This is a genomic window from Chryseobacterium sp. Leaf201, from assembly GCF_001421435.1.
Classification (GTDB): domain Bacteria; phylum Bacteroidota; class Bacteroidia; order Flavobacteriales; family Weeksellaceae; genus Chryseobacterium.
On record NZ_LMKA01000101.1, the window covers coordinates 99,272 to 111,089 of the forward strand.

The window sequence follows — 11,818 nt, forward strand, 5'->3', positions numbered from 1 at the left end:
ACAATGGGTCCAGATCTCTCAGAATGTAAGACCCTTTATTTCTTTTGATTATGTTTTTTAAATGATCAGGCATACTCTTTTTTCTGTATTAAAAATTCTGCAACCTTTTTTTCCAGATGGTAATTGCACGGCAGGGAAACCATCCCGAATTGCCCTACTGTGTTTACTTCTAAAAAAACATATCTTCCGTTTATATCTTTAATCATATCTATTGAGCCGGAGGAAAGATTTAGATAGGCCATCAGTTTGGTCAGGCTTTCTTTTATGATCTGCGGCAGGTGATAAGGCACACACCGGTTAGGATTAAAAATATCGTAATTCCTGAAATCTGTTTTTGTTTTACTGCTTTTAGAAGAAAAGATGGCCATCGGATAGAACTCGTTATTCAGATAAAAAATCCTCAACTCAAACTTCTTCTCAATATTTTCCTGGAATAAAGAAGGGGTAAATTCTTTGGTCATCCGGTTTTTGACTTTTTGTGTATGGGTACCGTACATGCCTGCAGGATCAGAGAAAGCAATGCCCTCGAAAATCGGCTTCGTAATAAGATTTTTATGCAGGTTTTTTATTCTTAACAGTGATTTCTTACTGTTGGCAATATACGTCTCAGGAATATTCAGGTTATGTATTTTTGCCAGCCTTAAAACCTCTATTTTATCAATTTTCAGGGAGTCTTTGTAATAGTCGAACCATTTCCATTCCGGATAAAAATCATACAGTATTCTTAAGAACCTGTTCCTTTCAGCGGCGTGGAACTTGGCGAATTTTATTAAGTTCTGGTCAATCTTATGTTCCTGCTTAATGATATCATCATACACCATATCTGTAAATCTCCTGCACCATACAACTTTTATATTCTTCAGATCGATTTTTTTATTATTCACTCTATCAAAAATTTCCAGTTCATGATCATTCAGATTAAAAAACACGTCATAACAGGCAGGATCGGTGATCTGATCCACATTTATTCTAATAAAAGGAACCTCGTAATAATTCAGCCAGTCGCAGACGCTGTTGGTTGTCAGTTCCAGATCTGCTTTTGAGATAATTAAAATTTCAGTCATAATTCCAATCCTTCCATTTCCTGGGACATGTGATATTCATAAATCGCAGGTTTATCTTTATAAAATCTTTTATACTCCCCGATAAACAGGTAGTTCGTATCCCCGGAAGTAAAATACCTTTTGTATATTTTTCTCTTTCCTTTTCGGTAGTTTTCACTGAAGCAGGTGACTTCCTTATTATAGAGCTTCACCGTTATCGTATCCTTTTTCCGAAGAATCTTTTCCGGAATATCTTTTACGATAAAAAAGCTGTAATACACGTCATTGCCTTTTTCCTTTTTAACCTGTCTTAACCGGTCATAGTAGGTGAAAACCAGCTCTCCGTACTTGCGGTAAAACATACGGTGGCATAAACGCCTTCCGCCATAGCTGTGAAATTTAATGTCATAATCTGTATTTTGGAACACGTACCTGTACCTTTCGTCATCCTTATTTGAATCAGAAACGGTTGCGTGATAACCGGAGCACGAGATCAGCAAGGCTAAAGAAACGAAAGCCAATAAGAATTGGCTTTCTGCTGTTTTTTTCAAAAACATATTCTATAAATCTGAACCGGTTGCCCAGTCTGAATCATCAGTATTGCCATCATCAGAAGTATGTCCGCCACTATTGGTCATTACCATCGTCTTCACAGGTTCCTGACGCTTTTTTCCTCCTTTCAGAGAAATCATATCATTGCTATTTAACTTTTTGTCCTGTAGGGACTTTAACTGTTTTTTCATTTTTGCTAATGTTTATAATTAATATGCAGATCAGAGTTTAAACACATCAGATCTCTGTTGGTGCTGCTTGCAAGCGTATTTATTCATCTTTCGTTTGTATTACGTACTACAAAATACTCCATGATTAAATCTTTTAGATTCCTGGCCAATCAGTATTCCGGGATAAAATGCGGACCCTGTTTATAGTTCCATTAAATGATAACCCAACCTGAACAGGAAAGTCCTTATTGTAATAAAAACAACTATTCATTGTTTTTACAATTTTAAATATATTTTTTGGTTTAAAAAAGAGGATTGTAAATATTTTTGAAAATATTCGGGTAGCATTAACCTTATCGTATATAAAGCAGTAAAAAACGTTTTAAAATATTGATATACAGATCAAAATATTAAATGGAATAGTCATTTTTGGTTAAATTAATTTAATGGGAATGAAAATACGGCAGGCTTAAAATTAATTTTTACTTTTAGCCAAACTTAAAATCAAGATGCAAGAACCTTCATTAGCTGCCAAAGCAAAGCTTATCTTTTCCATTCCCGTTATTATTTCCGCTCTGGGATACTTTGTAGACATTTATGATCTTCTGCTGTTCGGTATTGTAAGAATCCCGAGCCTTAAAGCATTAGGCCTGAATCCGGATACCGACGGAACGTTTATTCTCAACTGCCAGATGATCGGCCTGCTTATCGGCGGTGTGTTCTGGGGCATTTTCGGCGATAAGAAGGGAAGGCTTTCCGTGCTTTTCGGGTCTATCCTGGTGTATTCTTTAGCCAACATTGCCTGCGGTTTCCTGCCGTATTTTCCGGAGGAGCATCTGGTGTATCAGTATGCCGGATTACGGTTCATTGCAGGCATTGGCCTTGCCGGGGAGCTCGGGGCCGGAATAACGCTTGTTTCCGAAAGCCTGCCGAAGAATCTGCGGGCCATCGGGACTTCCGTAGTCGCCGGTTTCGGACTGATGGGTGCCGTGGTTGCCCAGCTTACCGTAGAATTAGCCGGCGGCTGGAATATTTCATACATCATCGGCGGAATTTTAGGGATTATGCTTCTGTTCTTAAGGATCAGCGTTTCAGAATCGGGGATTTATAAAAATATAGAGTACCAATCAGTTTCCAAAGGGAACTTTCTTTCCTTCTTTACCAATAAAGACCGCCTCGTACGGTACCTGAAATGCATTGCCGTTGGGCTGCCGACCTGGTTCTGCATCGGGATTCTGGCCGTTCTTGCCAATCAGTTCGCTCCCGAACTGGGAATCAGAGACCTTGATCCCGGCAAAGCCATCATGTGGGCCTATGTAGGGATTTCAGTAGGCGATTTGCTGAGCGGGTTCATTTCCCATGCTTTAAAATCCCGTAAAATGGCTATTTTCTATATGTTGGTTTTTACCATTGTAGGAGCAGGCGTAATGCTTTTCGGCAATACCGACACAGAAACCAGATATTACTTTTTCTGCGTATGGCTGGGGCTGGGAACAGGATATTGGGCGATGTTTGTTACCCTGGCCGCAGAACAGTTCGGGACCAATATCCGGAACACGGCAACCACTACCGTTCCCAATATGGTGCGCGGCCTGGTTCCAGTCATGATCTTCGCATTTGATTTTTTTAAGCATAATTTTTCAGTAGTGGTAAGTGCGGCCATTGTAGGGGCTGTTGTCTTCGGGCTGGCCTTTTACGCTTCCCTCACCATCTCCGAAACCCATGACAAAGACCTTGAATTTACAGAATAATTTCAGGTGTTTAAGAAATAAATAAGCCGATGCTGCGTTTAATAAATGAATAAGTTCAACAAAATAAATAAATTATAAAAATTACATTAAATTATGCTTTGAATAATTAATATTTGTTTAACTTTGAAATAACCAAATTATAATATTAATCAAAAACAAGTCACAATGCAGAACAACATTTTAAAGAACGCCAAGAAACTTAGAAAAGAAGATCTGAAAAATATTGTAGGAGGTGTAGGAAAAGGAGGTTCATTAGGTACGCCGGATCTTTCACTTTGCGGATGCAGCTGTACAGGAGCCGTTACCGGACCTAAGTACTGCTCAACGTATATCGCCTGTCCACAGGTTATTACCTGCTAACAGAATATTCAGAATTATTTCAACAAGAAATAAACATTTCCACATTTAATACGCAAAAGCCTTTCGGATCTTCCGGGAGGTTTTTGTAATTTCTGTCAGGGCAGTTAACCGCTTTACAGATTTATATTTTCTGTTTATTTTTGGGAGCTGTTTCCCGCTTTCCATTGCAATCTTTTTTTTCAAAAAAGGATTTTCATTACAATCGGGGCTAGGCGTAGGGTGGGATCAAAACCATTCTGAATGATACTTCTTTCAGGAAAACAGGATCACACATCCGAAAAGCTTTGATCACAGTCAGCATCATACCGGCTGTTTTTCGCCTCACCGATTTTCTGTCCGGAATAAATGCTGTTGCGGCCGGAAAAAAGATAAGAAACTACGCAGGCAATACCCACATACACGCCGCATTCTGCCCCGAATAATTCAATGCCCATCAGCAGGCAGGCAAGCGGCGTATTGGTAGCCCCGGCAAAAACAGCAACAAATCCCATTCCGGCCAATAAACCGAACGGAAGCGGGATAAACAACGAAAGCGCACTGCCCAAAGTAGCCCCGATAAAGAACAGCGGGGTCACTTCTCCGCCCTTAAAGCCCGCAGAAAGGGTAACGACGGTAAACATCATTTTTAAAGCAAAATCCCAGAGCGGAAGCTGTTTTTCAAAGGATTCTGATATCACCGGGATCCCCAAACCTATATACCGGGTGGTTCCCATGGCAAATACCAACACGGCTACAATAATTCCGCTTGTAACCGGACGGAACGGAGGATAACTGATCTTTAATCTGAAAAAGGCACTCATCCTGTGAAGGGATTGACTGAAAGCTGCCGCACAGATCCCGAAAATAATCCCTGCCAGGACACTGTATACAACAGGCAGAAATCCAAGGTCAGGAATCTTGTCAATGTGATAATGCGTGTGCCGGGCACCCCAGAAATCAGTGGTAATGTCAGCAAGCACTGCCGATGCAAAAGCCGGGAAAATAGCCCGGTAGCGGATTTTTCCCGCGAGAAATACTTCAAGCCCGAAGACCGCACCGGCCAGCGGAGTCCCGAATACAGAACCGAAACCGGCAGCAACAGCAGCGATAATCAGGGTTCTTCTTTCATCCCGCATTAGCCTTAAAGGCCTGCTGATTTGAAAGGCAATGGCTCCGGCCATCTGGAGTGCCGTACCTTCACGGCCGGCCGAGCCTCCGAAAAAATGGGTGGCCATCGTTCCCAGGTAAACAAAAGGTGCCATTTTAAACGGAATTGTTTTTTCCGGATGATGGATGGTGTCAAGCAGCAGGTTATTGCCGGCCTCGACTTCTTGTCCGAAATAATGATACAGAAGCCCGGTCAGCAGACCCGCAACCGGTAACAGACCAATCAGCCAGAGGTGATGTTCCCTGAAATCCGTAGCCCATTGCAGTGACAGCAGGAAACCTGCAGAAGCCGATCCTACGGACAGCCCGATCATAAGGCTGATAAAGAGCCATTTAATGACATAAGGCAGCGCCGGGTATTTCCTGAAGAAAAAACGGATATGGAATCTTGCTTTATGGCTTACTGTTTTCTGATGTTTAGGCATAATTTCCTGATTCAATTACTGTTCATAATCTCTTAATCAGGCGTCATCAGTCCCGTTGAAACAGGGCGGTTGGGTAAGGAAGAACACCATTTCCCTGTGTTGCAAAGATAATCTTTTTACAATAATTATTTTTATTCCGGTACATGTTAACGGTTTATTACCCTCCAGATAAAATCTTCCTGTTCAGGACTTGCATTTTTAAACAGGGTAAATATCCTAACTGGTTCAGAATGCCCGGTCTCATTTTTTTCACCGGGTAGTGCAACACCTGCTGTTTTGGTATAATTCTTCTCTATGATGAAAATTAAATCTTTGTTCTTCATTCCGAAAAAATGTAATATCCGGGTTTTATTATCATCCGTTTCATGCTCATACTTTTTAGAATAATCCTTAATAAAATGGTCGATATCACTCTGCTTTACCTCATCATTAAAGAGCTCATAGCCAATGAGATTATTCTTAAGGTTAGAAAAAAGTGTAAAGCGTTTAAAATGCAGGTCTTCAAAAGTATACACCCCATCAGAATAAAGTTCCAACGCATAGGCTTTCCCGATAACCGGTCTGTTTTCTTCGTCCGGTTGTCCGGAATGTATATCAAATTCAGAACCGTATCTTGTTGTTTTATTTTTGTCAAAATTCTGTAGTGAAGTCAGTATAGTATTGTCCTGCTGTTTATATTGAGCATTATCATTGTTAATTATTGTACGGATAAATAATTCTCTTGCGTTGCTCTCTTCATCAAGAAGATCAAATTTAATTGAATCCGGCGGTTGCGAGTAAAACTGCAGAGAAATAAGAAGGAACAGTATGATTTTAATTTTCAGCATAAAGGTTTATTTATAGAAAAAGCTGTTTTCTGTAATGTAGTCACGGCTTATTTTGATACTCTCGAAAATATCTTTGTCACTCGAGTCCTGCTCCAGGAACCAGTAATCCAGGCCTGCCTTTCCCCCGGCTTCAAAGATCCTTTTAAAATTAATGGTTCCTTTTCCGATTTCGGCAAAATCCTTCGACCCGGCTTTCATATCCTTAACATGCCATAAGGGGAATCTTTTCGGATATTTTTCAAAATAAGCCAGCGGATCGAATCCTGCTTTTGAAATCCAGTAGAGGTCAAGCTCCATTTTTACCAGCTCAGGGGATGAACTGTCCAGAATATAGTCATACACAACCTGCCGGTCATCAAACTTTTCAAATTCAAAATCATGGTTGTGGTAAGCCATCTGGATTCCTGCCTGTTTGGTGATTTCACCGGACCGGTTGAGCAGTTCAGGGAGTTTCCGGTAATTATTTACTGTCCGCTCTTCAGGAAAAAGATAAGAGCAGACCATATATTTTGCCCCGATTGCCTGCAGATCCTCCACCGACTGTTCCCAGCTGTTTAAAAGCGTTCCCTTTTCGGAATGGAGAATCCCGCTCGTGTGGTGCGAACTGACTACCTTCAGTCCTGTATTTTTTAAAATGGCCTGAAATTCATTTTTGGTTTTTCCGAAGAAGGTTCCGTTGTATCCGTAGATTTCAAGCGTTGTAAAGCCCGAACCTGCCAATCTTTCCAGTGTTTTTTCCAGATCTTCCGAAATTGCATCCCGGACGGTGTATAACTGTATTCCCAATGTTTTTTTTCTGTTTTTGAAATTTGTGATCCCGCAGGAATACAGGCCCAAGAATCCCAGCGAGGACAGCTGTATAAAATCTCTTCTGTGCATTTATTTATAAAAAAGGTTTCATTTCATCTTCAATCTGCGTTCTGAGCTCCATCAGGCGGATGGCATAATGCTCGTTCTGCCGGTCTTCTTCAGTTTCGGGGATCCATTTCGGTACCGGAAGCTTTTTGCCGTTTTCATCCACCGCTACAAAAACAATAATGCAGTGGGTTTTTTTATCAAAAGTCGGCTGTTTCAGGTTTCGGGAAAAAACATTGATCGAAATATGCATGCTCGAAGAGCCGGTATAAATAACCTGGGCTTCCACTTTTACAATTTCCCCGATCTTAATGGGCTCATAAAAACGGATGCCACCGACATATACCGTAACCGAATAATTGCCGCTCCAGGTGGTTGCACAGGCATATCCGGCCTGGTCAATCCATTTCATTACACTGCCACCATGAACATTCCCTCCGTAGTTCACATCAGAAGGTTCGGAAATAAACTGGAAGGTAATCGGTTTGTTGTCCATTTTTTAAATTTCAATAAAGATATTTAATAATTTTCAAAATCCTATATTTAAGCTTAATTTTGGAAATTAAATCATTATCAATGAAAAAAGTATTTTATCTCAATACATGCGATACCTGCAGAAAGATTCTTGGGCAGTTCAATTTAACGGGCTGGGAGCTTCGCGAAATTAAAAAAGAACCGATTACCAAAGAGGAACTGGAGGCCATGCACAGCATTACGCAGTCTTATGAAGCACTGATCAATAAAAAATCAACACAGATTAAATTAAGGGAACTTGATCTGAAGACTTTGGAGGAAAATGATTTTAAAGAAATGCTTCTGGACCATTACACCTTTTTAAAGCGTCCTGTATTTCTTACGGATGACCATATTTTTATCGGCAACGACAAAAAAAACCTGGAAGCCCTGAAAGCTTTTTTCTAAAGGAACCGCAGAGTAGCAGGAAACAGTAAACCGGTTATTTGTTGTATGCAGGTGTGTTACAGCTGAGGTTACAATGAAGCACGGCCGCAGATGAATCGGTTTCCTCCTGATACATGTGAATATTCTGCCTGAAAGATAAGATGTACATACTGTACTTTACTTTATCTGATCAAGTGCCGGCATAAATAAAGTGGACTGTAAAAAGTCCACTATCTTTTTTGTACACCGTTGCCCACTCCCGTAATAGAAACAGCAGGTTTTCCTGTTTTGGTAGGTGCTGTGTTATAAAATACCTTATTATCTGTTCCTTCAATTATGATACGGGATACCTTATCGGTATACACCTTATTGCCGGAACCGGATACTGTAAGCCTGGCTACCTGGCCGTTAATCGTAATTGCATTTTCAACGCCTGCAATCACGGCATTTCCGCCATCTGAAGAATAGGTCTTTGTGTTTCCTACACCGTTAACTTCAATACTTTTCCCGTTCTGGCTGCTTGTCCCGGTTTGGGCACCTGCCCAATGTAAACCGATGAAAAAAACCGAAACTGCCAATGCTTTTTTTATGGTGTTCATACGTATTTATTTAAAATGTGGTACTACAATTAAAATGCCACTGCATGTGGTTATAATAAATTTAAAGGAGACTTAACAGATTATGAAACAGCTTCTTGACCATTTTTCTGTGGTAATACCTTTGCTTTACGCATTTCTCTTGAGTTATGTAGATTATAAAGATTTCATCAGCATCGGTAAAAGTAAATTATTGAGAATCAGTTTTTGAGATATTATTTAGAAAGTTTAAATAAGACTTAGTTTTTGTGGTACCTTTATTTCATTAAATTAATAACAGGAAACCGGTAACTGTAAATTAACATCGAAAAGAGTGCATGTAGTTTTCAATTATTGGTTTCCGCAAAAAAATAAAATATGAAAAAGCTTTTATTCATCTTAATACCTTTATTCATAACTGTTTCATGTGACTCGCAGGTGGATTATTTGATTACGACAGAATATCTGTATAAAAATTCAACTGCTTCCAAAGTAAATATTGCTCTGTATGATGAGAATAGCATCCTGATAAAAACAATTGCGATAAACTCTCAACAGACTGAAATGGAATCATTCACCAGTGATGGTCCTGAAAATGGAATCATCAGGCCTTTTTCCAATAACAGTGCAGTTGTTGCGAAAGTGATCCTGAAGTTTGAAAGCACCAATAAGTGCATTACCTATATAAATAACCAGGGGCTGCTGGATTATAAAAATTATGATAATTACGATGATTCAATGGTGGATAAGAATGAAAACACCCTGTATTTTGACATAGGATCTGAGGAAGAAAACAGTTCAGTAAACTGTAACTAAAACAAAATCCGTCTCACTTTGCAGTGCAGACGGATTTTTTATACTTTCAAGCCCTTTAACTTTTAGTAAGTCAGGATAACTTAATTATACAAAAGGAGCTTTCACCACTTTTGCAGGAATATTCTTGTTTCTTACCTGGATAAAGATTTCAGAACCTAATTTAAAGTGAGGCTTATCTACATACGCTAACCCTAACCCGATTTTTTTCATCGGAGACTGTGTTCCTGAAGTTACTTTTCCAATCACATTGCCTTCAGCATCCACAACAGGGTAGTCGTGTCTCGGAACCCCTTTGTCAGTAAGCTCGAAGCCTACCAGTTTTCTGGTAATGCCTTCTTCTTTCTGCTTGGCAAAGGTATCTTTGGAAACAAAATCCTTATCGAATTTTGTAATCCATCCCAATCCTGCTTCAATCGGTGAAGTGGTATCATCAATATCATTTCCGTACAGACAGAATCCTTTTTCAAGTCTTAAGGTATCTCTTGACGCCAGTCCGCAAGGTACAATACCTTCCGTTTCGCCGGCTTCAATGATCGCATCCCAAAGTTTTTCAGCAGATTCATTTTTAAAATAAATCTCAAAACCTCCGCTTCCGGTATAGCCTGTGTTTGAAATGATAACATCGCTCACTCCGGCAACAGAACCTACGGTAAAATTATAATAAGGAATTTCAGAAAGATTGGTTTCCGTCAGTTTCTGAAGGATTTCAGTCGCTTTCGGTCCCTGAACTGCCAGTAATGACATATCATCGGAAGCGTTCGTCATTTTTGCCCCGAACGTATTGTATTTTAAAATATGATTCCAGTCTTTGTCGATATTTGAAGCATTCACTACCACAAAATATTTCTCATCTTCCATTTTGTAAACGATAAGGTCGTCCACAATACCTCCGTCTTCGTTCGGAAGGCATGAATACTGGGCTTTTCCGTTTTCAAGAGCATCTACGTTGTTGGTGGTAACAAACTGTAAAAGTTCTCTGGATCCCGGGCCTTCAATAAAAAACTGCCCCATGTGGGAAACATCAAAAATACCTGCTTTTTCCCTTACGGCAAAGTGTTCTTCAGTAACTCCGGAATATTGCACAGGCATTTCAAAACCTGCGAAAGGTACGATTTTAGCTCCCAAAGAAACATGTTTGTCGTACAGTGCTGTTTTCTTCATATTTAATTTTTATTTCTATTGTTTAATTTTAAAACTTTCAAAAGCCTCCCTGAAAAGCTTCATATAATTTCCGTTCCAGTACTGCTTTTTACAGTTTACCGAGATCAGGAAAAGGTCCTTGTCTTTCTGGAAAACCCGGGTAAGCCAGACCAGCTTTTCTTTTTCGTCCGTATATTCGTAAAAATACTCCGTGTAGCCTTTTTTACCGTTTCTGCTGGTTACCTTTTTTTCATCGTCCGGAGACTGGTAAAGCGCTAGAATAAATTTTTTGGTTTCTGTTTTCGGCAGGTTCAGGCCGTGGTATTCTGAGATGGTGATGGCCCCGATATGGTTGTTAGGAAAAATGTTGACGATGTCATTATCATTGGTCACTTTCCATCCGTCCGGGAGCGTAACCGAGTAATTCGGGCTTTCATATACTTTTGTAGGGACCGATTGTGCAAAAAGGAAAAAACCGATACAGAAAAATAAGGCTGACAGTATTTTTTTCATCGTGCTAAAGTTGGTGCTTATATTCTTCCAGAATAATTTTAAACCACTCGGTGAAGTTTTCAGGATGTTCAGCCATTTCTTTATCAAGGTTTTCCATGGTGATATATTTTACTTCATCCACTTCATCTTCATTCAGCATAAATGCATCTTCAAAAATCCCTGTGAAAACATGGTCAAGTTCATGTTCCCATAAGCCGTTTCCCACATCCGCCTTATATATAAAGCTGAATTTTTCTGAAAGTTCTACTTCAATTCCCAGTTCTTCTTTCAACCTGCGCCGGGCACCTTCAAGGTAGGTTTCTTCCATTCTTGGATGCGAACAGACCGCATTGGTCCATTTTAAAGGGGAATGGTATTTTCCGGAAGCTCTTTTCTGCAGAAGCATTTCGCCTTTGCCGTTAAATAAAAATACGGAAAAAGCACGGTGTAACAGGCCGTTGACGTGGGCCTGCTGCTTTTCCATAGAGCCGAGAACTTTATCTTCAGGGGTTACTAAAACTACAAATTCCATTTCTACAAATGTAAGTGTAATAAATGTATTTTGGAAATTTTTTGGTTAAACATCACTGTTTTTGAATTTCGGATTAACACAGAATACAACGCAGGAATGGTTTTAATAATCCGGATGAACTTAAATGATACAGCGTGTTTATAAAGAGAAAATTTTTAACCATATCGTTACAATAGTAATCATATTATTAAAATTATTCTTTTAATAATAGATTTTAATTAAGGAAATCAATAT

General features: G+C 39.6%; 15 protein-coding genes and 1 riboswitch. Of the genes, 4 read left to right on the top strand and 11 right to left on the bottom strand.

Features of this window, described 5'->3' with window-relative positions; genetic code table 11:
• Positions 1-65: 65 nt before the first annotated feature.
• From gwsG to ASE55_RS20685, 3 genes are read right to left on the bottom strand one after another with little or no spacing between them, the layout of a single operon-like run.
• On the bottom strand, positions 66-1,064 hold the full coding sequence (gene gwsG, locus ASE55_RS15690; protein WP_056221730.1) for a grasp-with-spasm system ATP-grasp peptide maturase: 999 nt from the start codon (positions 1,062-1,064) through the stop codon (positions 66-68).
• Positions 1,061-1,594 carry a hypothetical protein gene (locus ASE55_RS15695; RefSeq protein ID WP_128414594.1) on the bottom strand — a complete coding sequence of 178 codons (534 nt, stop codon included), beginning with the start codon at positions 1,592-1,594 and terminating at the stop codon, positions 1,061-1,063. Before ASE55_RS15695 ends, gwsG begins: the two co-directional genes overlap by 4 nt.
• Before the next feature lie 9 nt (positions 1,595-1,603).
• Entirely contained in the window at positions 1,604-1,786 is a 183-nt protein-coding gene (locus ASE55_RS20685) for a hypothetical protein (protein WP_056221736.1), read from the bottom strand.
• A gap of 488 nt (positions 1,787-2,274) precedes the next feature.
• Between ASE55_RS20685 and ASE55_RS15705 the strand changes: the two genes are divergently transcribed.
• Together ASE55_RS15705 and ASE55_RS15710 are read left to right on the top strand one after the other, a co-directional pair.
• Positions 2,275-3,516 (top strand): MFS transporter, encoded by a 1,242-nt coding sequence (locus tag ASE55_RS15705; RefSeq protein WP_056221739.1) that lies wholly within the window; start codon positions 2,275-2,277, stop codon positions 3,514-3,516.
• Positions 3,517-3,681: 165 nt separating this feature from the next.
• Positions 3,682-3,876, top strand: a complete 195-nt coding sequence (locus ASE55_RS15710) for a hypothetical protein (RefSeq protein WP_056221742.1) — start codon at positions 3,682-3,684, stop codon at positions 3,874-3,876.
• 266 nt (positions 3,877-4,142) lie between these two features.
• On the opposite strand, the gene ASE55_RS15715 is transcribed toward ASE55_RS15710, so the two are convergent.
• From ASE55_RS15715 to ASE55_RS15730, 4 genes are all read right to left on the bottom strand, one after another.
• A complete protein-coding gene (locus tag ASE55_RS15715) occupies positions 4,143-5,447 on the bottom strand; it encodes a voltage-gated chloride channel family protein (RefSeq protein WP_185116299.1) in 1,305 nt (434 codons plus the stop codon).
• Positions 5,448-5,477: 30 nt separating this feature from the next.
• Positions 5,478-5,550, bottom strand: a riboswitch (Fluoride riboswitch).
• A 43-nt stretch (positions 5,551-5,593) separates the two neighbouring features.
• On the bottom strand, positions 5,594-6,274 hold the full coding sequence (locus ASE55_RS15720; RefSeq protein ID WP_056221745.1) for a hypothetical protein: 681 nt from the start codon (positions 6,272-6,274) through the stop codon (positions 5,594-5,596).
• Positions 6,275-6,280: 6 nt separating this feature from the next.
• On the bottom strand, positions 6,281-7,153 hold the full coding sequence (locus tag ASE55_RS15725; RefSeq protein WP_056221748.1) for a sugar phosphate isomerase/epimerase family protein: 873 nt from the start codon (positions 7,151-7,153) through the stop codon (positions 6,281-6,283).
• A 4-nt stretch (positions 7,154-7,157) separates the two neighbouring features.
• On the bottom strand, positions 7,158-7,625 hold the full coding sequence (locus ASE55_RS15730) for an acyl-CoA thioesterase (protein ID WP_056221753.1): 468 nt from the start codon (positions 7,623-7,625) through the stop codon (positions 7,158-7,160).
• Between the two features lie 80 nt (positions 7,626-7,705).
• Here ASE55_RS15730 and ASE55_RS15735 point away from each other — a divergent pair, with 80 nt between their 5' ends.
• The gene (locus ASE55_RS15735) at positions 7,706-8,050 is read left to right on the top strand and encodes an arsenate reductase family protein (protein WP_056221754.1); all 345 of its coding nucleotides are present in this window, start codon (positions 7,706-7,708) and stop codon (positions 8,048-8,050) included.
• A gap of 209 nt (positions 8,051-8,259) precedes the next feature.
• On the opposite strand, the gene ASE55_RS15740 is transcribed toward ASE55_RS15735, so the two are convergent.
• Positions 8,260-8,628: a DUF3060 domain-containing protein gene (locus ASE55_RS15740; RefSeq protein WP_056221757.1), complete on the bottom strand. Its 369-nt coding sequence runs from the start codon at positions 8,626-8,628 to the stop codon at positions 8,260-8,262.
• Between the two features lie 354 nt (positions 8,629-8,982).
• Between ASE55_RS15740 and ASE55_RS15745 the strand changes: the two genes are divergently transcribed.
• Positions 8,983-9,420, top strand: coding sequence for a hypothetical protein (locus ASE55_RS15745; protein ID WP_056221760.1), 438 nt, complete (start codon positions 8,983-8,985; stop codon positions 9,418-9,420).
• Between the two features lie 84 nt (positions 9,421-9,504).
• Here the strand turns inward: ASE55_RS15745 and gcvT are convergent, their stop codons facing one another.
• The 3 genes from gcvT to idi are packed head-to-tail and all read right to left on the bottom strand — an operon-like array spanning position 9,505 to position 11,584.
• The gene (gene gcvT / locus ASE55_RS15750; RefSeq protein WP_056221762.1) at positions 9,505-10,581 is read right to left on the bottom strand and encodes a glycine cleavage system aminomethyltransferase GcvT; all 1,077 of its coding nucleotides are present in this window, start codon (positions 10,579-10,581) and stop codon (positions 9,505-9,507) included.
• Between the two features lie 15 nt (positions 10,582-10,596).
• Positions 10,597-11,073: a hypothetical protein gene (locus tag ASE55_RS15755; protein WP_056221766.1), complete on the bottom strand. Its 477-nt coding sequence runs from the start codon at positions 11,071-11,073 to the stop codon at positions 10,597-10,599.
• 4 nt (positions 11,074-11,077) lie between these two features.
• Positions 11,078-11,584 carry an isopentenyl-diphosphate Delta-isomerase gene (idi, locus tag ASE55_RS15760; RefSeq protein WP_056221769.1) on the bottom strand — a complete coding sequence of 169 codons (507 nt, stop codon included), beginning with the start codon at positions 11,582-11,584 and terminating at the stop codon, positions 11,078-11,080.
• Positions 11,585-11,818 lie beyond the last annotated feature (234 nt).